This is a genomic window from Streptomyces sp. NPDC005374, from assembly GCF_042872225.1.
Lineage (GTDB): Bacteria > Actinomycetota > Actinomycetes > Streptomycetales > Streptomycetaceae > Streptomyces.
In genome coordinates, this window is the sequence record NZ_JBIAKA010000004.1 from 174623 (window position 1) to 194751 (window position 20129).

Consider the following 20129-nt stretch of genomic DNA (forward strand, 5'->3'; position numbering starts at 1 on the left):
ACAACCCCCCCCACCCCCGGTTCCGGGGGGCGGCCGCCCGTGGGGGCGGGGCCGCCCGGGGCGGGGGGGGGGGGCCCCGGTGTACGGGGCGCGGGCCCCACCGCCCTCGTTTCGGTTGGGGAGTCAGCCGACCGTGGGCGTCTGTGTCCTGAGCAGGACCGGCAGCCGAGTGGTCCGGGGTTTGGCCGGGATCTCGGCCACCGCCCTGGGCAGTGCCTGGTCCACGCCGTGCACCACGGAGAGGTGGCGGGCCGCCCGGCCGAACGCCGTGTAGACCCAGGGGCGGGTCAGCGCCTGGGCGGCGTCGCCGGGCAGTACCGCGACCACCGCGGGCCAGCGACCGCCCACCGCCTGGTGCGCGGTCAGCGCCCAGCCGTGCCGGACGGACTGCTCCACCCGCTCCTTCGGTACGACGACGGGCTCGTCGGCGCAGGTCAGGTGCAGGCCCTCCGCGTCGGCCCGCACCACGCGGCCCAGCAGCGTACGGCCCGGTGCGGGGGAGTAGGCGATGCGGTCGCCCGGGTCGAATCCGCCGAAGCGGCCGGGGCCCGGGTTGAGGCGTTCCTTCAGGGCCGCGTTGAGCGCGCGGGTGCCTGCGGCGCCGCCGTGGCCCGGGGTGATCACCTGGGTCTCCTCGGCGGGGACGCCGATCGCCCGGGGTACCGAGTCCGCGACCAGCTGCACGGTCCGGTGCACGGCCTCGCCCGCGTCCCGCACCGGCACGATCACGACCTCCTTGCCGGGGGCCTCGACCTGGTTCAGCTCGCCGATGCCGATGCCCGAGACCAGCTCGCCCAGCGGTCCGGGGTCCGGCGTTCGCGAGGCGACCTGCGGGCAGATCCGCGCGGCGAGAAGATCCGCGAACACCCGCCCGGGGCCCGCCGACCACAGCACTGCCGGGTCCCCGCCCAGCACCAGCCGCGCCCCGTCCGGCAACGACTCCACGAGCAGCGCGGCCGTCTCGACATCCAGCTGAGGCGCGTCGAGCACGACGAGCAGGTCGAGATCGAACGCCCCGTCGGTGTCCCGACCGGGCCCTTCGGCACCGGTGAGAAGACCCGCGACGGTGGCGACCTGCGCACCCGCCGTGAGCAGTCCGGCGAAGCGGTCACGCCCCAGTGGGCTGTGCGTGGCCGCCCAGGCCCGCAGTCCCAGGCTCCGCGCCGCCTCCAGCAGTGCCGCGGGGTCCGCCTGGGACGCCTCGCCACCGGTGTGCAGGACCAGGCCGTCCGCCGCGACCGCGCGGATCAGCTCGGCGGCCGAGCCCTTGGCCGACGCGGCGGCACGCTCCCACTCCTCGGCCGAACCGTCCTCCTTGGGCACGGAGTTGATGAGCCGGGCCAGTCCGTCGGCGAGGCTCTCCTCCGCGAGGGCGTAGCGCTCCAGGCCGATCAGGATCCGGACCGGACGCTCCGCCCCTTCCTCGTCGTCCTCGTCGCTCACCTCGGGCTCCGGCGCGGTCGACTCGAGGGCGTCCTGGAAGACCAGGGCCTCGGCCTCGGCGATCGTGCTCTGTACGGCCGCGTCGGCATCCGGCACGCCCCGCTGGGCCAGCGCGGCGGTGAGTGCCGGCATCTCCAGAGCGGTGTGCCCGGCCAGTGCCGCCTGCTCGAGGAGCCAGACGGTGACCGCCCGCCCGCGCCGCTCGTCGTCCGGGGCGCACTCCGCGCCGAGCAGGGCCCGCGCGAAACCGTCGGCCTGCTCGGGCCGTACAGCGGGGACGCGCAGCAACTGCCAGGGGTCCGTGCGCAGTTCGTCGTCCGCCGTTTCGCCGAACACCGCGGCGACCTGCGGTGCGAGGCCGTCCGGCGCACCGCCCTCGATCAGCACCCGCCGTGCGGCCTCCACGGCCTCGGGTGCGGGCCCTCCCGGGGAACCGGCTGAACTGATCGCACCGGCGATCCCGGCCTCCGTCCCGGCCGCGGCTCCGGCTCCGGCAGTCTCCGCCGGCACCGGCCGGGGCCGCGCCGGTTCCTTGGCGGGCCGACGCGGCGGCTCGGGCTCGCTGAACACGGCGGCCGCGGGCTTCTCCCCGCTCTCCACGGCCCGCACGGCCGCGAGAAGGTCGGCCGCCTTCCCGCTGAGCCCGGCGCCGCCGATGACGGGCCCCTGCTTCTCGGCCTTCCGCCGCGCGATCCGCTCCCGCTCGACCCGCTGCGCAGCCAGCTCGGCCTCGGCCTCGGACAACTGCGCCTTGGCGGTGCCGTCCGTGTCACCGGCGGCGGAATCACCGCTCACGCCCTCGGTGTTCCCGTCGGGCTCCGCGTCGGCACTCTCCGCACTCTCCGCCGCGGAAGCGCCCGGTGTTTCGTCCGTGCCCTCCGGCTCCGGCGCGGCGCCCCGCGTCCCCGGCTCGGTCGTCTCCGTGGGCTCCGGCTCCGTGCTCACAGCGTGCTCCAGTCGTGATCGGGATAGCGGTGCACGGGCGCCGACACATCGTCGAGCGCCCGGCAGATCTCGTCAGGAAGACTAAGGGCCTCCACTGACAATGCCGCCGTGAGCTGCTGCGAGTTGCGCGCGCCGACGATCGGCGCCGCCACCCCCGGCCGGTCCCTGACCCACGCGAGGGCCACCTGCAGCGGGGTGACCGCGAGTCCGTCGGCCGCCGTGGTCACGGCGTCCACGATGCGGCTCGCCGTGTCGTCGAGGTACGGGGCGACGAACGGCGCCATGTGTTCCGAGGCACCCCGCGAGTCGGACGGCGTGGTGTTTCCCCGGTACTTGCCCGTCAGGACCCCGCGCCCCAGCGGTGAGGACGGCAGCAGGCCGATGCCCAGGTCCAGCGCGGCCGGCAGCACCTCCCGCTCGAGACCGCGCTGCAGCAGCGAGTACTCCAGCTGTGTGGCGGCCAGCCGGGTCCGTACCCCGGGCGCCGCCAGCTGCCAGGTCCCCGCCTTGGCAAGCTGCCAGCCGGAGAAGTTGGACACTCCGGCATAGCGCGCCCGGCCGCTGCTGACGGCCAGATCGAGTGCCTGGAGCGTCTCCTCCAGCGGGGTGCAGGGGTCGTAGGAGTGGATGTGCCACACGTCGACGTAGTCGGTGCCGAGCCGGGCCAGCGAGTCGTCCAGCGCGGAGAGCAGATGCCCGCGCGAGCCGTCGACACGGCGGTCCGGGTCGGCCACGCTGCCGGCCTTCGTGGAGATGACCAGGTCCCGGCGCGGGACCAGCCCTTCTATGAGACGTCCGAGCAGGTACTCGGCCTCCCCGTCGCCGTACACGTCCGCCGTGTCGACGAGGGTCCCGCCCGCCTCCCAGAACGTTTTCAGGAGGTCAGCCGCGTCGTGCTCGTCGGTGTCCCTGCCCCAGGTGAGGGTGCCGAGCCCGATGCGGGACACGCGCAGGCCGGTACGGCCGAGATGCCTCTGCTCCATGGACGCCGAGATTACTGGCCAGAGCATGCCTCGTGGGGGCCTGTGGACAACCGATTCCCACAGGTGCGGGGCAAGTGGGCCCGGTCACCGGCACGGGCCGCGACCTGCCCCGGTCCGCGCTGTCACGCTAAGGTCTGCGACAAGGGACGTTACTGATCGGTAAGGGGAATCGGCCATGCAGCTCGGGATCAACCTCGGCTACTGGGGCGCCGGAATGGACGCGGACAATCTCGCCGTCGCCCAGGAGGCCGACCGGCTCGGATACGCCGTCTGCTGGGCCGCCGAGGCCTACGGCTCGGACGCGGCCACCGTGCTCACCTGGGTCGCCGCCCAGACCGAGCGCATCGACGTCGGCTCGGCCATCTTCCAGATCCCGGCCCGTCAGCCGGCGATGACCGCGATGACCGCCGCCACCCTCGACTCGCTCTCCGGCGGCCGTTTCCGGCTCGGCCTCGGCGTCTCGGGGCCGCAGGTCTCCGAGGGCTGGTACGGCGTCAAGTTCGACAAGCCGCTGGCACGCACGCGTGAGTACGTCGAGATCGTCCGCAAGGCCATGAGCCGCGAACGCCTCACCCACGACGGCGAGCACTGGACGCTCCCGCTGCCCGGCGGCCCCGGCAAGCCCCTCAAGCTCACGGTCCACCCGCAGCGCGAGCACATCCCGCTGTACATCGCCGCGATCGGCCCCAAGAACCTGGAGCAGACCGGTGAGATCGCCGACGGCGCCCTGCTGATCTTCCCCTCCGCCGAGCACCTGGAGGACACCGCGATCCGGTATCTGCGCGCCGGACGGGAGAAGGCGGGCAAGACCCTCGACGGGTTCGACATCGCCCCGACCCTTCCGCTCGCCCTCGGCGAGGACAAGGACGTGGCCGCGCTCGCCGACACCTTCCGCCCGTACACCGCGCTGTACGTCGGCGGCATGGGCAGCCGCAAGCAGAACTTCTACAACCAGCTCGCCCAGCGCATGGGCTTCGAGTCGGCGGCCGCCGAGATCCAGGACAAGTACCTCGCGGGCGACAAGGACGGCGCCGCGGCCGCCATTCCGCACGACCTGATCGACAAGACGGCGCTGCTCGGCTCCGTGGACCGCATCGCGGACCGGATGAAGGAGTACGCGGCGGCCGGCGTCACCACCCTGACCCTGGCCCCCGCGGGCTTCACGCTCGACGAGCGCCTCGCGGCGCTCCGGGCCGGCACCGAGGCCCTGGAGCGCGCCGGCCTCGCATAGGCCCGGATCTCCGGATCCGCTCGGCTTCGCGGCCGCGGTGCCTCGCACGCGCGGCGGCCACGAAGCGATCCGGACCGCACGGCCGCACAGGGACCGGCGGATCACGCCGCGGGCGCGGAACCTGACGTCCCACCGCGCGGATACACGTTCGGCCCCGCCGATTTCCGCGGCCGTGGTGGGGGCTCGGGGGTCTTCCCCGCCACGGCCGTCACGTGAGTCAACGCGCCCACGCCCGCGCGGTTACGCCCCCGGAGTGACCCCGGTGGTCCTCCTTTTGGCGGAGTTGTCCGACACAGCTGTTGCAGCACCCCTCGCGCCGCATTTGACTCGTTCTTTGCGGGTTTGCCGCGGAGTCCGGCAGAGAGGTGCCCCACGATGCTTTCGGCCAAGAGCCTGTTCCAGGAGATCCTCGACAACGACGAGTCGTTCCGGCTGTTCTGCTCCATCGCGGCCAGCGGGGAGTCACAGGGCGGCTGGGAGAACGCCCGCATCGCCGCACTGGTGCCGCGGAGCGAACGCGACCTGGCTCCCAAGATCACCCGGCACGGCGCGGACGAGGACAAGCACGGGCGGATCTTCAACGCCCTGATGAAGAAGCGCGGCCTCGAGCCCGTCCCCGTCCCGCCGGAGACGGACTACACCATGCTCCTGGAACGGCACGGCATCGGCCTCGCCCACGAACAGCTCAGGAGCGACGAGCCGCTCACCGTGCAGGACATCGTCACCTACCTCGCCCACAGCCGCGTCACCGAACAGCGGGCCGCCGAGCAGATGGAGCTGCTGCGCAAGCACTTCGCCGACCACCCCGACCTCGGCCGGGCGGTACGGATGATCTCCGGTGACGAGGACAATCACCTCGCCTACTGCCACGAGGAACTCCTGCGCTTCGCCCACGCGGGTCACGGCCGCGCCATCCAGCACACGCTCAGGGAGTGCGCGCTGGCCGAGATCCGCGTCTACCGGGACGTCAGCCTCGCCGTGATGGCCCACATGGGGCGCATCCTCGGCTGGCCCCGGGCGAAGTCGGCGGTGCTCGCCGCGGGCATCCACGGCGTCTACGCCTACGAACGCGCCGCGGGCTGGCGCCGCATGGTCTCCCTGAGGACACCGGAACGCCGCGACGCCCTGGGCGGCCCGGCGACCTCGGCCCCCGAGTTCGCCTGAGCGCCCGCTACAGCCAGCCCCGGCGCTTGAACGTCCGGTACAGCAGCACCTCCAGAACGCCCATCAACGCGATCACCGCCGGATACGACCACACCCAGCGAAGCTCGGGCATGTGTTCGAAGTTCATGCCGTAGATCCCCGCGATCATCGTGGGGATCGCGGCCATGGCGGCCCATGCGGAGATCTTCCGCATGTCGTCGTTCTGCCGGACGCTCATCTGCGCGAGATGCGCCGACAGAACGTCCGACACCAGCCGGTCCAGGCCCTCCACCGACTCGTTCACGCGCGCGAGGTGATCGTTGACGTCCCGGAAGAAGGGCCGGGCCCGGTCGTTGACGAACGGCACCGTCCCGCCGTACGACTCCACACCCGCGAGCCGGGTCAGGGGCATCGCGAGCGGGACGGTGGCCCGGCGGAACTCCAGGATCTGCCGCTTGAAGGTGTAGATCCGGGACGCGGTGTCCCGGGAGCCGCCGCCGTCCGGCGAGAACACCTCCGCCTCCAGCTCCTCCAGGTCGGTCCCGAGCTCCGTCGCCACCTCCAGGTAGTGGTCCACGACGGCGTCGGCGACCGCGTACAGCACCGCGGTGGGCCCCTTGTCGAGCAGCCTCGGTTCCTGCTCCAGACGCTCTCGTACGGCCTTCAGCGGCGACCCCACGCCATGACGGACCGTCACCACGAAGGCGTCGCCGAGGAAGAGCATGACCTCGCCGGTGGAGACGGCGTCGCTCTCAGGCTCGTACACGACCGGCTTGAGGACCACGAACAACGAGTCGTCGTAGACCTCCAGTTTGGGCCGTTGATGGGCCTTGAGTGCGTCCTCCACCGCCAGTGGGTGCAGTCCGAACTCCTTGGTGACCAGCTCGAACTCGTCCTCGGACGGTTCGTGCAGCCCGATCCAGACGAACCCGCCCGCCGCCCGCGCCCCGTCCAGCGCGTCCGACAGGTCCTCGGGTCCCTCCGTCCGGTGCCCGTCCCGGTAGATGGCACAGTCGACGATCACGGAGCGTGTTCTCCTGTCGCTCGGACGCCGTCGCATTCCGGCGTACGCCTACCCTGGGCCGCATGCCCACGTTGATCCTTGTCAGACACGGACGCTCCACCGCGAACACCGAGGGGCTGCTCGCCGGGTGGACGCCCGGGGTCGCCCTGGACGAGCGCGGCGCCGCACAGGCCGCCGCGCTGCCCGGCCGGCTCGAAGGCGTACCGATCTCCGAGGTCGTCGCCAGCCCGCTCCAGCGCTGCGAGGAAACGGTCCGGCCGCTCCTTGACGCACGCCCCGGTCTCACGGCGCACAGCGAGGAGCGCATCGGGGAGTGCCACTACGGCGACTGGTCCGGACGCAAGCTCGCCGAGCTCATGGGAGAGCCGCTCATGGAGGTCGTCCAGGCGCACCCCTCGGCGGCCGCGTTCCCCGGCGGCGAGTCCATGCGGGCCATGCAGACGCGCGCGGCGGAGGCCGTACGCGAGTGGAACGCGCGCGTGGAGCGCGATCACGGTGCCGACGCCGTGTATCTGATGTGCTCGCACGGCGACATCATCAAGTCGCTCGTGGCGGACGCACTGGGACTTCATCTCGACCTCTTCCAGCGGATCTCCGTTGAACCGTGTTCCATCACCGTCATCCGTTACACACGTCTGAGGCCGTTTCTCGTCCGCCTCGGTGACACTGGTGACTTCGCGTCCCTGGTGCCGCGCGAGGAGGCCGCGGGCGGTGACGCTCCGGTCGGTGGTGGTGCGGGCGCACCGTGATCGTCGAGCGCAGTAGGGTGAAGCGATTCACTCAACCGCGTTCACGCATGGACGTTCCCGTCGTTCCCGTACTCACGAATCCAATGGAGACAGGACGTGTCCCGTCAGGTGTTCCTCTATGACCCGCCGGACCGCTTCGTGGCCGGTACGGTCGGACTGCCCGGACGCCGTACGTTCTTCCTCCAGGCCACCGCCGGCCCCCGAGTGACCAGCGTGGCCCTGGAGAAGACGCAGGTGGCCGCCCTCGCCGAGCGGATGGACGAACTCCTCGACGAGGTCGTGCGCCGCAGCGGCGGCAACGCCCCCGTCCCGGCCGTGCCGCCCACCGGCGTCTTCGACGCCGCCCCCCTCGACACCCCCGTCGAGGAGGAGTTCCGGGTCGGCACCATGGCCCTCGCCTGGGACGGCGAGGAGCAGCGCATGATCGTCGAGGCGCAGGCTCTCGTGGAGCTGGAGGCGGACTCCGAGGAGGATCTCGCCGAGGCCGAGGAGAAGCTCCTCCAGGACGAGGAGAACGGGCCCCCGATGCTGCGGGTCCGGCTCACCGGCGCGCAGGCCAGGGCCTTCGCCAAGCGCGCCCTGGACGTCGTCAACGCCGGACGGCCGCCGTGCCCGCTGTGCAGTCTCCCGCTCGACCCGGAAGGACATGTATGTCCGCGCCAGAACGGATACCGCCGCGGAGCGTGACCACGGCAGAGCTGCTCACCCGGGGTGAGCTGACGGTCCGCGGACAGATCCGGGACGCCTCCAACGCGGTGCTGCAGTGCTCCGTCGCGAGCGAGGGCCAGGAGCTCCTCTGCGTCTACAAGCCGGTCCGTGGCGAACGCCCCCTGTGGGACTTCCCGGACGGCACCCTCGCCCAGCGCGAGGTCGCCGCCTACGAGGTGTCCGAGGCGACCGGCTGGGGCCTGGTGCCGCCCACCGTGCTGCGGGACGGCCCCTACGGCGAGGGCATGTGCCAGCTGTGGATCGAGGGCGTGGCGGGTACCGAACTGCTCGCCCTGGTCGACGCCGAGGAGCCGGAGCCGGGCTGGAAGGCCATCGGCCTCGCCGACGTCGGCGAAGGGAAGACCGCGCTGCTGGTGCACGCGGACGACGAGCGGCTGCGCAGACTCGCCGTCCTCGACGCCGTGATCAACAACGCGGACCGCAAGGGCGGCCATCTGCTGCCCGCCGAGGGCGACCGCCTCTACGGCATCGACCACGGCGTCACCTTCAACGCCGAGAACAAGCTGCGCACGCTGCTGTGGGGCTGGGCGGGGGAGCCGCTGACGGGGGAGGCGGTCGAGGTCCTCAAGAGCCTCAGAGAGGCCCTGTCGGGGGATCTGGGCACCCGGCTGGCCGCCCTGATCACCGCAGCGGAACTCGACGCCACACGCGCGCGTGTCGACGACCTGCTCGCCACCGGCAGGCACCCGGAACCGAGCGGTGAGTGGCCGGCCATTCCCTGGCCGCCCGTCTAGGGCACCTCCGGGGCGGGCGAGTACGGACGTTCGTGCGGGTCCGTGCCCGGTGCGGCGAGAGGGCGTGCACGGCGTCGAGGGGCGGACGGGAACGTGACGACAGGCCCCGGCGGCCCTCGCATACGCTCCCGTGCCGCGCAAGAAGGCCTTACCGGCCATCCGGCCCGGTCCGGTTCGTATACGGAACATCCGTCCGGTTAGGCTCATGACATGCATGCCTGGCCCGCTTCCGAGGTCCCCGCCCTGCCTGGTCAGGGCCGCGACCTGAGGATCCACGACACCGCGACCGGCGGTCCGGTCACCCTCGACCCCGGTCCCGTCGCCCGAATCTACGTCTGCGGCATCACGCCGTACGACGCCACCCACATGGGGCACGCGGCCACCTACAACGCGTTCGACCTCGTGCAGCGCGTGTGGCTCGACACCAAGCGCCAGGTTCACTACGTCCAGAACGTCACCGACATCGACGACCCGCTGCTGGAGCGCGCCCAGCGGGACAGCGTCGACTGGGCCGCCCTCGCCGAGAAGGAGACGGCCCTCTTCCGCGAGGACATGACCGCCCTGAGGATGCTGCCCCCGCAGCACTACATCGGCGCGGTCGAGGCGATACCCGGCATCGTGCCGCTCGTCGAGCGACTGCGGGACGCCGGTGCCGCCTACGAGCTCGAAGGGGACACCTACTTCTCCGTCGAGTCCGACCCCGACTTCGGCAGGGTCTCGGGCCTCGACGCGGCCGCCATGAGGATGCTGTCCGCCGAGCGAGGCGGCGACCCGGACCGTCCGGGCAAGAAGAACCCCCTCGACCCCATGCTGTGGATGGCCGCCCGTGAGGGCGAGCCCAGCTGGGACGGCGCCTCCCTCGGCCGGGGACGGCCGGGCTGGCACATCGAGTGCGTCGCGATCGCCCTCGACCACCTCGGCATGACCTTCGACGTCCAGGGCGGCGGCTCCGACCTCGTCTTCCCGCACCACGAGATGGGCGCCTCGCACGCCCAGGTGCTGACCGGCGAGTTTCCCATGGCCAAGGCGTACGTCCACGCCGGCATGGTCGCCCTCGACGGCGAGAAGATGTCCAAGTCCAAGGGCAACCTGGTCTTCGTGTCGCAGCTGCGGCGCGACGGCGTCGACCCCGCCGCCATCCGGCTCGCGCTGCTCGCCCACCACTACCGGGCCGACTGGGAGTGGACCGACCAGGTCCTCCAGGACGCCGTGGACCGGGTCGGACGCTGGCGTGCCGCCGTGTCCCGGCCCGACGGTCCCTCCGCCGAGGCGCTCGTCGAGGAGATCCGCGAAGCCCTCGCGAACGACCTGGACGCCCCCGCCGCGCTCGCCGCCGTCGACCGCTGGGCCGCCGTCCAGGAGGAGCGGGGCGGCACCGACACGGGCGCTCCCGGCGTGGTGACCCGCGCGGTGGACGCGCTGCTCGGCGTCGCGCTGTAGGCAGCGGGAAGGGGCGCTTCCTCTCCGCGGAACCCGCGGCGGGAAGCGCCCCTTCGTCTTTCACGCGCGCGTCAGACCCGCTGGATCCGCACGCTGCGCAGGACGTTCGGGGACTGGGTGTCCCAGATGCCGATCACCTGGTGACCGAACGCGAACGCCTCCTGGATCTGCTGGTGGATCTGCGGACTCGGGCTGTTCAGCACCCGGAACTGGTTGTTGATGCGCAGGAAGACCTGCTGCGGCTGGCCCTGGAGCGGGTGCACGATGTCGATGAAGCCGTCGGCCGCACCGGCGGCGAGCGCCTGCGACTGGACCTGCTGGATCACCTGCTGGACCACGGACTGGGCGAGCTGCTGGAGCTGCTGCTGGTTCTGCTGCTCCGTCTGCTGCGCCTGCTGGTCCTGCTGCTGCGACTGGCCGTAGGGCTGCTGTTGCTGTTGGCCGTAGCCCTGCTGCAGGCCGCCCAGCTGGTGCAGCAACTGCTGGAAGGGCTGCTGCCGGCCGAGCTGCTGGAGCTGCTCCATCGAGCCGATGCCGCCCTGCTGCTGGCCGAAGTCCTGCTGTCGGCCGAAGTCCTGCTGCTGCCCGAAGCCCTGCTGCCCGAACGGCTGTTGATCGTGGGGCGAGGTGCTCGGGACCGGCTGGAGCTGCTGCTGTCCCTGCTGGCCCATCTGCGGGGTGATGCTCATGCGGATGTCACCTTCCCTTTGATGTGACGGGTTGATGTGACGGGACTTGCCGTGCCGGACCGTCAGCCGGCGATCACCAGGCCGACGATCTCGTCGTCCGAGAACCACACCCGGACGTCGGGCCGTCCGCCCGCGAAGGCGGCGTGCACCGCCTGCCGGATCTCGGGGGACGGGTGGTTGAGGCTGCGCCAGGCGCCGGCCACGAACAGCCGCAGGCGCGGCGGGAGTTCAGGGGGGTAGGGCAGGAGTTCGTCCCAGTACCGCTCGGCCTGGCCCGAGCCCACCAGGTCCGGCAGCAGCCAGGTGACCGCCGCCTTGATGTCGGGCCTGTTGCCGATCCGCTGCGAGGCCGGCCGGCCCGGTGCGTCCTGCTGCGCGGAGCCCGTGGCGCGCAGCACCGTACGGGCGCGTCCCGGGGACATCGGCGGTCGGGCGGCCGCCTTCAGCATGCCCTGGAGCGCGGCCAGCGCGCCGACCACCACCGGGGAGGCCGAGGAGGTCCCGGAGAACGTGTCCGTGTACCAGGCGATCTCCTCGGGCCCGCCCTGCAGATCGCCGGGCCTGTCCCAGGAGCCGCCGGTGGTCGTGACCTCGCGTCCCCAGCCCTGGGCGTCCACGCGCGCGCCGTAGTTGGAGAACGCGAGCCGGGAGCGGTCCGGGCCGTGGTCGCGGCCGTGCGTGCCGGGCGGCGGGGCGCCCGCGCCGACCAGGACGGCTCCGGAGGACCGGTTGGAGGGGTTGAAGGGGTTCCGCCACCACTGCGGGAACTCGTCCGGGCGGCGCTCGTAGACGGCGTCGTCGAGGGACTCCCCGCCGTTGCCCGCGGCGGCCACGACCAGCACACCCCTGGCGGTCGCGTACCGCACGGCGGCGAAGTCGTCCGGCCACCACTCGATCGGGATGTAGCCGCGCTGGTCGTCGCGGATCTCGTGGTCGAACCGCGGTCCGGGGCGGTGCAGTTCGACCAGGACCACGTCACCGGGGCCGAGCCGGTCGGCCGCCGCCTGGATCGCGGCCGCCGTGCCGATGCCCTGGAAGGAGGCGGCCGCGGTCACCGCCTCGGGCACGATCCCGGTCACTCCCCGCTCGCCCGTGTCGCCGCCGATGACACCGATCACGGCGGTGCCGTGGTTGCGCCAGGCCAGGTCGGTCAGCGGGGTGCCCACGACGACACCGGCGAGTTTGGCGGCCAGGTCCTCGTGGCCGAGCTGCCAGGCCCCCTCCACGTCGATCACGGTCACTCCCCGGCCCGTCCCGCCGGGGCGCTGCCAGGCCCAGTGGGCGTCGATCCCCTCGGGCGCGGGGCGCAGATAGCCCTGCCTGCCGGTGTAGTCGGGCGTCACCGGAGCGCCCTCCTTGAGGCGGCGGTCGTCGTCGGCCACCGTCGCCGGCACGGCGGGCGGTTTGACGTACGCCGTGTCGATGCCGGGCAACGCGGCGATCCTGGCCCGCAGTTCCTCGGCCCGGCTCTCACCGCCGCGCACCCGGTAGAACCGCGCGAGGTCGGGCACGTCCTCGCCGCCGATGCCGTCGACGCTCTGCTGGATACGCTCCTCGCTGCCGAACAGCGGCTCCAGGGCGATCTGTTCGTCGCTGAGGAACATGTCGAGGGCCGACACGTCGGCACCGGCCGCCGAGCGGACGCCCTGCTCCTCGGCGCGCAACCGGGTCTCGGGGCGTGCGACGACGATGAGTTCCTGTTCGGCTCCTCGGTAGGTGAACCCCGCTCCGTCGGGTCCCGGCCCGGTGGTTCCCGGGCCCTGTGGCGGCTGTACCTGTTCGGTCATCGGGTACCGCTCCCTTCGGTCCGTGCGGGTGCTGCGGGTGCCTTCCGGGGGACAACAAAGCACCACAACGACGGCTCGTCCAGCCTCCGTTCGCCAACTCGGTTTGGAAACAAGTTGAATTGGGTAACGTGTGCAATCCGTCCGGAAACCGATGTCACGTCACAATCCGGCCGAAGGCTGTGGAGAGCCCCGTCATGTGATGGGGTGGGTGTGTCGCTCGACTGTTCGGCCGGCCATGTGCCGGTCTCCTTGCGGAAGGACGCACCGTGGCACCCGCAGAACGCTCCTTCGCACGTCGCACACTCCTGACCACGACCGCCGCGCTCTCCGGCGCGGCCCTGCTCGGCGGTACCGCGGACGCGGCCGAGAACACCCGGCACGCCGCGTGGCCCGCGCAGTTCCCCCTCCCCGACGGCTTCCAGCCCGAGGGCATCACGATCGGCGCGAAGCCGTACGCCTACTTCGGCTCCCTCGCGAACGGCGACATCTACCGCGCGAGCCTGGCCACCGGTCGCGGCCGTGTCGTCGCGAAGGGCACCGGACGCCCGACCGTGGGTCTGAAGATCGACGGGCACGGCAGACTCTTCCTCGCTGGCGGCGACAGCGGCGAGATCCGGACCGTCGACGTCCGCTCCGGCGAGACCGAGCAGGTGCACGCCACCGGCGGCACCTTCGTGAACGACGTCATCCTCACCCCGGGCGCCGCCTGGTTCACCGACTCCTTCAAACCGGTGCTCTACAGACTGGCCAAGGGCGCGGTGGAGACCGTACCGCTGACCGGGGAATGGCAGCAGGGGCCCGACTTCACGGCCAACGGCATCGAGCGCACGCCCGACGGCCGCGCCCTGCTCGTGGTGAACGACTTCGCCAACGGCGGCGCTCTCATGCGGGTCGACCCGCGCACCGGGGCTGCCCGCGAAGTCGACCTGGGCGGGGCGAAACTCCCCAACGGCGACGGCCTGTTGCTGCTCGGCCGGATCCTCTACGCCGTCCAGCAACGGCAGAACGCGATCGACGTGTTCCGGCTGAACGACGCCGGGACCAGGGGCACCGCGATCACCCGGATCACCGACCCGCGCTTCCGCATCCCGACCACGGCCGCCGCGTGGGGCGGGCGGCTGTACCTGCCCAACGCGCGCTTCGACGTGGAGCCGACGCCGACCACCGACTACGACGCGGTGGCGGTCCAGCAGATCTGAGACCGGTGGGACACATGAGGGCGGTGCGCGGACTGCGCACCGCCCTCACCTGCTCAGTCCTCCGACGAGGAGTCTTCCGGCGACGAGTCCTCCGGCGACGAGTCCTCCGGTGAGGAATCCTCCGATGACGAGTCCTCGTCGTCGGTCCCCGTCCCCGTCCCTGTCCCCGTTTCCGACCCTGCGTCCGGCGTCGGCGGCTTGGACGGCTTCGTACGACCGCCCGGGCCGTCCCACAGATACGCCGTGCTGTCACTGCCGTCCGCGGTCGCGTGACCGCCCGGCTGCCCCGGCTGACCGCCGTCCCGGCGCCGCAGATACCGCTCGAACTCCCGGGCGATCGCGTCACCCGAGGCCTCCGGCAGCTCCGCGGTGTCCCGGGCCTCCTCCAGCGTCTGGACGTACTCGGCGACCTCGGTGTCCTCGGCGGCCAGTTGATCCACGCCCACCTGCCAGGCGCGCGCGTCCTCGGCCAGCTCGCCCAGCGGGATCCGCACGTCGATCAGGTCCTCCAGCCGGTTCAGGAGGGCCAGCGTCGCCTTCGGGTTCGGCGGCTGCGACACGTAGTGCGGTACGGCGGCCCACAGCGACACCGCGGGCACGCCCGCGTGCGTGCACGCCTCCTGCAGGATGCCGACGATGCCCGTGGGGCCCTCGTACTTGGTCTCCTCCAGGTCCATCCGCTGGGCCAGGTCCGCGTCGGACGTGGTCCCGCTGATCGGAACCGGACGCGTGTGCGGGGTGTCACCGAGCAGCGCGCCCAGGATCACCACCAGCTCCACGCCCAGTTCGTGGGCGAAGCCCAGCAGCTCGTTGCAGAACGAACGCCATCGCATCGACGGTTCGATGCCCCGGACGAGTACGAGATCGCGCGGTTTGTCACCGCCGACGCGGACCACCGACAACCTTGTCGTCGGCCACGTGATCTTGCGCACCCCGCCGTCCAGCCACACCGTGGGACGGTTCACCTGGAAGTCGTAGTAGTCCTCGGCGTCCAGCGCCGCGAACACCTCGCCCTTCCACTCCCTGTCCAGATGCGCGACCGCGGCGGAAGCGGCGTCGCCGGCATCGTTCCAGCCCTCGAACGCGGCCACCATGACCGGGTCGACCAGCTCGGGTACTCCCTCGAGCTCGATCACCCAGGCCTCCTTCCGACGTGCCCTCGCTTAACGCACCAACCTTACGGCGTCCGGCGGGGGCGACCGCAGCCCCCTTGCACGGGGGAGTGAACGATCACTGCCCCGATCGCACCCCGGGAACACCCACCCACCGCGCCACCGCCCCGGACGGTTCTCACAGGCTTCTCACAGCGTGGACCGCAGCCACTGCTCCACGCTCGCGATGTGGACCGTCGCCCACGAGCGGGCCGCCTCGCCGTCCCGGTCGCGCAGGGCGGCGAGAATCGCGCGGTGCTCGTGCAGGGTGCGGCTGACCGCGTCCTCCTGGGTCAGACCGCGCCAGATCCGCGCCCGGGTGGTGGGGCCGGACAGGCCGTCGAGGAGGGAGCAGAGCACGGAGTTGCCGGAGCCCTGCACGATCCCGCGGTGGAAGTCGAGGTCGGAGGCGACCAGTTCCTCCACCGACGGGCTTTCGCCGAGCTTGTCCAACTGGGCTCCCAGCGCGTCCAGTTGCTGCTCGCTGATCCGGGCGGCGGCCATCGCGGTGGCCGCCGGTTCCAGGATCCGGCGCACCGCGAGGAACTCCAGGACCGTGTCGTCGCGGTGGAAGTCCACGACGAAACTCAGCGCCTCCAGCAGGAGTTGCGGATCAAGGCTGGTCACATACGTACCGTCGCCCTGCCGCACGTCCAGGATCCGGATCAGCGACAGCGCCCGCACGGCCTCGCGCAACGAGTTGCGGGACAGCCCCAGCTCGGAGGCGAGCTCGCTCTCCTTGGGGAGCCGGTCGCCGGGGCGCAGCGCGCCGGAGACGATCATGCCCTTGATCTTCTCGATCGCCTCGTCGGTGACAGCCATGACCGGCCTCCTTCTCGCCGCGCGGGTGCGCTGAGACGTCGGATGTCTCAGGCTCATTATGAGGTCTGCTCAGACGAGCGCCTCCAGTTCAGCGATCACCGATTCCACGTCAAGGGTGCGCAGCGCCCGGTCCCGCATCAGCACCCGCCCGTCGACGACGGTGTCCCGTACGTCCGCCGAGTGGGCCGCGTACGCCAGCGTCGACCACGGGTCGTGCAGCGGCCGCAGATGCGGGGCGTTCAGGTCCAGGACGATCAGGTCGGCCCGCTTGCCCGCCTCCAGCGTCCCCAACCGGTCCGCGAGGCCCAGCGCCCGCGCGCCCTCGACCGTCGCCATGCGTACGGCCCGCTCGGCGCCGACCGCCGTGGGGTCGCCGCCCGCCTTGTGCACGAGCGCGGCCTGCCGCACCGCTCCCAGCACGTCCAGCGAGTTGGAGCTGACCGCCCCGTCCGTGCCGAGGCCGACGGTCACCCCGGCGCTCAGCAGCCGCGGTACCGGCGCGATTCCGCAGCCCAGCTTGAGATTGGAGACCGGGCAGTGGGCCACGGACGTGCCGGTACGGGCCAGAGCCGCGATCTCCGGCCCGGTGAGGTCCACGGCGTGCGCGATCAGCAGGTCGGGGCCGAGCAGCCCCAGTGAGTCGAGCAGTTCGACCGGCCGCTTGTCGTGACGGACCTCGACGGTGGCGACCTCGGTGGCGTTCTCCGCCGCGTGGATGTGCAGCAGCGCCCCGAACTCCCGGGCCAGGGCGGCGATCTCGGTCAGCTGGCCGGGCGAGAGGGTGTAGGTGGAGTGCGCGAAGACGACGGGACGGCGGCCGCCCCGAGCCGGGCCCCGCGCCTCCAGGTCCCGCCGGGCCCACGCGAGCCGCTGCCCGTACTCGATCCCGTCGGGAGGCTCCGGTACGTCCATGAAGGTGGGGCCGCTCAGCAGCCGCCAGCCCGCCTCCCGCGCCGCCTGCTCGGCCGCCTCGTGGAACCAGTACATGTCGAGCGCCGAGGTCACCCCGGCCCGTACGCTCTCCGCGATCGCGAGCCGCACGGCCGCCGCCACGTTCTTCGGTGTGAGCAGCTCGGCCTCCGCGGGCAGCACCCGCTCCAGGAACCCCTGGAGGGTCACATCGTCGGCGCGGCCCCGCAGCAGGGTCATCGCCAGGTGCGTGTGCGTGTTGACGAGCCCTGGCAGGACCAGACAGCCGTCGGCGTCAATGGACTCCTCCGCTGTGAACCGGGTACACAGCTCATCCGCGGGACCGACGGCGACGATCACGCCCTCGTGGACGGCGACCGCGCCGCTGTGAACAACGGTCCCGGCCTCGTCGACGGTCAGGACGTCACCACCGTGCACCAGCAGGTCGATGGTCACAGCGCGTCCCCCGTCTCACGTTCCTCGTGCGCCTCCGCCAGCAGCCGCAGCGCCTCCAGGGACACGACCGCGCCCCGGTCCACACCCACCGCGACGACGTCCCTGTGCGGGTCGTACACGCTGGTGCCCTCCTCGTCCACCAGCTCGTCCGCGTTCGCGCCGTCGACGACGAGCACGCCGCCCGCGACGATTCCGCGCAGGGAGGCGGTGACCAGCAGCGCGGACAGCTCCATCTCGATCGCCGCGAGCCCGGCGCCCTCGTAGGAGAAGAGCGGGAGGAGCCCGGGCTGGAACGCCGCGCGGGTCCACACGATCCCCCGGTGGTGCGGTGCGCCGACCGCGCGGGCCGCACGCTGGAGCGCGAGCACCGCCTCGGGTGCGGAGACCGCCGGGTACTCGGGCGGCAGCAACTGCTGTGTGACGCCGTCGTCCCGTACGGCCGCCTCCGCGATGACGAGATCGCCGTCACCGATGCCGGGCCTCATCGCACCCGCCGTGCCGAACCGGAGGATCGTGCGGATCCCCGCGTCGGCGAGCTCCTGGAACAGCAGTACGGCTCCTGGCCCGCCGACGCCGTGCGAGGCGACCGTGATCGGCACGCCCTTCCAACTCCCGCTGAACACACGGTATTCGCGGTGGTACGACACCTCCTCGGCGCCGTCGAGGAGTGCGGCGACGGCCGCCGCGCGGGCCGGGTCGCCGACGACGACCGCGTGCGCCGGGAGCCCGGTGCGGGGGATGCGGGTGACGGGCAGCAGATCCTGGCTCATGAGGCGGCTCCGGAGGGGGAAGGCGTACGGCGACGGCGCCGGGCCGTCGTGAGGAAGAGGGCGCCGAGCGTGACGACGTAGGGCGCGGCGTCGGTCGCCTGCTGGGGCAGACCGAGGCCCTGCAGACGGAACCCGGCCGCCTCGGCGATGCCGAAGAGCAGCGCGGCCAGCAGCACGCCGACGGGTGCCGCGCGGCCGAGCATGACCGCGACGACCGCGATCCAGCCGCGGCCCGCCGTCATGTTCTCGGTGAACAAGGTGACGTTGCCCAGGGCGAGTTGGGCCCCCGCGAGCCCGCACAGCACGCCGGAGAGCAGGATCGCCCCGTACTTGTACCTGACGGGGCTCACCCCGAGCGTGGCCGCCGCGTCCGGGGCCTCACCGACCCCGCGCAGCCTGAGCCCCCACACATGCCGCGAGAGCATCACGGCGGCCACCGCGACCGCCGCCCAGGACAGATAGGTGAGCGGGGTCAGGCCACCGACCAACGGCAGCCCGGCCAGTGACGGATCGTCAAAAGTGCCCTGCACACCGAAGACCGTACGCAGCAGGAAGCCGGTCAGGCCGACCGCGAGCAGGTTCATGGCCACGCCCAGGACGACCGCGTCACCGCCCAGGGTCACCGCGCCCACGGCCAGGATCAGCGAGTACGCGGCCGCGGCGAGGGCCGCCGCCAGTACGCCGAGCCAGGCGCTGCCGGTGAACCAGCTGGTGGTGACGGACGTGAAGCAGCCCATCAGCATCATGCCCTCGAGGCCGATGTTGAAGACGCCCGCCCGTTCGCACAGGGCGCCGCCGAGCGCGGCCAGCAGGATCGGGGTGAGCGCGCGCAGCGCCGACATCAGCAGATCGGAGTCGAAGAACATCACACCGTCTCCTCGGACTTGCGGCGGCGGCTCAGGAATCCGGGGAGGCCGGGCAGGCGCAGCCGGGCCGCCAGGAACACGATCACGATCGCCTGAAGGACCTGGGTCAGCTCGCGCGGCACCTGGGTCGTGCGTTCCATCGCGAGGCCGCCGACCTGGAGGACCGCGAAGAAGAACGAGGAGAGGACCGTGCCGATCGGCGCGGCCGTCGCGAGCAGCGCGGCCGTGAGTCCCGTCCAGGTGTAGCCGGGTGCGGTGAGCGAGCCGTCGACGAAGCGGTACGGGAAGCTCAACACCCCTATCGCGCCCACGAGTCCGGCGAGCGCACCGGAGACCGACATCAACTTCAGGGTCAGGCCCCGGCGTTCGACACCGGCGTACGAGGAGAAGCGGGCGTTGAGGCCCGTCATGCGGATCTCGTACCCGATGGCGGTGCGCCGGTCGGTGAACCAGTAGGCGGCCGCCGCGAGGACGACCAGCACCAGGCCCACGGTCACCGTCGAGTCGCCGAACGCGGGCAGCGCCACCCCGTCGGGCATCGCCCGGGTCTGCGGGAGGCTGGAGCCGGGCTCCTTGAGCGGATAGCGGGCCAGATAGGACGCGAGCGACACCGCCGGATAGCTGAGCAGCAGGCTGCTGACCAGGAGCGGGACGCCGAGGTGGTTCTCGCACAGGGCGGCCAGGGCGGCGTACAGGGCGCCGGCCGCCATGCCGCCCAGGAGGGCCAGGGTGACGGTCAGGGGCGCGGGCAGTGGTGAGTACAGGCCGATGACGGCGGCGCTGATCCCGCCGAGCACCATCTGCCCGTCGCCGCCGAGGTTGATGAGCCCGGCGCGCAGCGGGATCGCCAGCGCGAGCGCCAGACCGAGCACGCTGGTGCCGGTGGACAGGGTGGAGCCGATGCCGTCGGCGCCGAGCGAGCCCGTCAGCACCGCCTCGTACGCCGTGACCGGGTCCGCGCCGGTGCCGAGAAGGAAGAGGGCGCCGATGAGGACGCCCGCGAGCACGGAGAAGGTGACGGGGGAGCGCAGGGCGCTCATGATGCGGTCAGGTCTCATG

At 72.1% G+C, this 20129-nt stretch carries 18 protein-coding genes; 7 read left to right on the forward strand and 11 right to left on the reverse strand.

Going from position 1 to position 20129, the window contains the following annotated elements; translation table 11 throughout:
- Positions 1 to 123: 123 nt before the first annotated feature.
- A complete protein-coding gene (locus ACFYRX_RS12030; protein WP_389098509.1) occupies positions 124 to 2388 on the reverse strand; it encodes a helix-hairpin-helix domain-containing protein in 2265 nt (754 codons plus the stop codon).
- Positions 2385 to 3371, reverse strand: a complete 987-nt coding sequence (locus ACFYRX_RS12035; protein WP_389098511.1) for an aldo/keto reductase — start codon at positions 3369 to 3371, stop codon at positions 2385 to 2387. The genes ACFYRX_RS12030 and ACFYRX_RS12035 overlap by 4 nt, the downstream gene beginning before the upstream one ends.
- 175 nt (positions 3372 to 3546) lie before the next feature.
- Between ACFYRX_RS12035 and ACFYRX_RS12040 the strand changes: the two genes are divergently transcribed.
- Both ACFYRX_RS12040 and ACFYRX_RS12045 read left to right on the forward strand, forming a co-directional pair.
- Entirely contained in the window at positions 3547 to 4602 is a 1056-nt protein-coding gene (locus tag ACFYRX_RS12040; protein ID WP_389098513.1) for an LLM class F420-dependent oxidoreductase, read from the forward strand.
- Positions 4603 to 4977: 375 nt separating this feature from the next.
- Positions 4978 to 5766: a ferritin-like domain-containing protein gene (locus ACFYRX_RS12045; RefSeq protein WP_389098515.1), complete on the forward strand. Its 789-nt coding sequence runs from the start codon at positions 4978 to 4980 to the stop codon at positions 5764 to 5766.
- A gap of 7 nt (positions 5767 to 5773) precedes the next feature.
- On the opposite strand, the gene corA is transcribed toward ACFYRX_RS12045, so the two are convergent.
- Positions 5774 to 6769, reverse strand: coding sequence for a magnesium/cobalt transporter CorA (gene corA / locus ACFYRX_RS12050; protein WP_389098517.1), 996 nt, complete (start codon positions 6767 to 6769; stop codon positions 5774 to 5776).
- A gap of 62 nt (positions 6770 to 6831) precedes the next feature.
- On the opposite strand from corA, the gene ACFYRX_RS12055 reads away from it, so the two are divergent.
- The 4 genes from ACFYRX_RS12055 to mshC all read left to right on the forward strand — a co-directional run bounded on the left by ACFYRX_RS12055 (position 6832) and on the right by mshC (position 10421).
- Positions 6832 to 7518, forward strand: coding sequence for a histidine phosphatase family protein (locus ACFYRX_RS12055; RefSeq protein WP_389098519.1), 687 nt, complete (start codon positions 6832 to 6834; stop codon positions 7516 to 7518).
- 96 nt (positions 7519 to 7614) lie between these two features.
- Positions 7615 to 8205 (forward strand): DUF3090 domain-containing protein, encoded by a 591-nt coding sequence (locus ACFYRX_RS12060; protein ID WP_389098520.1) that lies wholly within the window; start codon positions 7615 to 7617, stop codon positions 8203 to 8205.
- Complete coding sequence (locus ACFYRX_RS12065) at positions 8169 to 8981, forward strand: SCO1664 family protein (RefSeq protein ID WP_389098522.1); 813 nt, start codon at positions 8169 to 8171, stop codon at positions 8979 to 8981. Before ACFYRX_RS12060 ends, ACFYRX_RS12065 begins: the two co-directional genes overlap by 37 nt.
- A gap of 210 nt (positions 8982 to 9191) precedes the next feature.
- A complete protein-coding gene (mshC, locus tag ACFYRX_RS12070; protein ID WP_389098524.1) occupies positions 9192 to 10421 on the forward strand; it encodes a cysteine--1-D-myo-inosityl 2-amino-2-deoxy-alpha-D-glucopyranoside ligase in 1230 nt (409 codons plus the stop codon).
- Between the two features lie 71 nt (positions 10422 to 10492).
- Here the strand turns inward: mshC and ACFYRX_RS12075 are convergent, their stop codons facing one another.
- A complete protein-coding gene (locus ACFYRX_RS12075) occupies positions 10493 to 11110 on the reverse strand; it encodes a hypothetical protein (protein WP_389098526.1) in 618 nt (205 codons plus the stop codon).
- Between the two features lie 62 nt (positions 11111 to 11172).
- Positions 11173 to 12897 carry a S8 family peptidase gene (locus tag ACFYRX_RS12080; RefSeq protein WP_389098528.1) on the reverse strand — a complete coding sequence of 575 codons (1725 nt, stop codon included), beginning with the start codon at positions 12895 to 12897 and terminating at the stop codon, positions 11173 to 11175.
- A 266-nt stretch (positions 12898 to 13163) separates the two neighbouring features.
- On the opposite strand from ACFYRX_RS12080, the gene ACFYRX_RS12085 reads away from it, so the two are divergent.
- On the forward strand, positions 13164 to 14096 hold the full coding sequence (locus ACFYRX_RS12085) for an SMP-30/gluconolactonase/LRE family protein (protein ID WP_389098530.1): 933 nt from the start codon (positions 13164 to 13166) through the stop codon (positions 14094 to 14096).
- Positions 14097 to 14149: 53 nt separating this feature from the next.
- Here the strand turns inward: ACFYRX_RS12085 and ACFYRX_RS12090 are convergent, their stop codons facing one another.
- The 6 genes from ACFYRX_RS12090 to ACFYRX_RS12115 all read right to left on the reverse strand — a co-directional run bounded on the left by ACFYRX_RS12090 (position 14150) and on the right by ACFYRX_RS12115 (position 20128).
- A complete protein-coding gene (locus ACFYRX_RS12090) occupies positions 14150 to 15232 on the reverse strand; it encodes a PAC2 family protein (protein ID WP_389098532.1) in 1083 nt (360 codons plus the stop codon).
- 165 nt (positions 15233 to 15397) lie between these two features.
- Entirely contained in the window at positions 15398 to 16069 is a 672-nt protein-coding gene (locus tag ACFYRX_RS12095; RefSeq protein ID WP_389098534.1) for a FadR/GntR family transcriptional regulator, read from the reverse strand.
- A 69-nt stretch (positions 16070 to 16138) separates the two neighbouring features.
- Positions 16139 to 17434, reverse strand: a complete 1296-nt coding sequence (locus tag ACFYRX_RS12100; RefSeq protein ID WP_389098536.1) for an amidohydrolase — start codon at positions 17432 to 17434, stop codon at positions 16139 to 16141.
- Positions 17431 to 18204: a nucleoside phosphorylase gene (locus tag ACFYRX_RS12105; RefSeq protein ID WP_389098538.1), complete on the reverse strand. Its 774-nt coding sequence runs from the start codon at positions 18202 to 18204 to the stop codon at positions 17431 to 17433. Before ACFYRX_RS12105 ends, ACFYRX_RS12100 begins: the two co-directional genes overlap by 4 nt.
- Positions 18201 to 19070 carry an ABC transporter permease gene (locus ACFYRX_RS12110; protein ID WP_389098540.1) on the reverse strand — a complete coding sequence of 290 codons (870 nt, stop codon included), beginning with the start codon at positions 19068 to 19070 and terminating at the stop codon, positions 18201 to 18203. Before ACFYRX_RS12110 ends, ACFYRX_RS12105 begins: the two co-directional genes overlap by 4 nt.
- Positions 19070 to 20128: an ABC transporter permease gene (locus ACFYRX_RS12115; protein WP_389098542.1), complete on the reverse strand. Its 1059-nt coding sequence runs from the start codon at positions 20126 to 20128 to the stop codon at positions 19070 to 19072. Before ACFYRX_RS12115 ends, ACFYRX_RS12110 begins: the two co-directional genes overlap by 1 nt.
- Position 20129 lies beyond the last annotated feature (1 nt).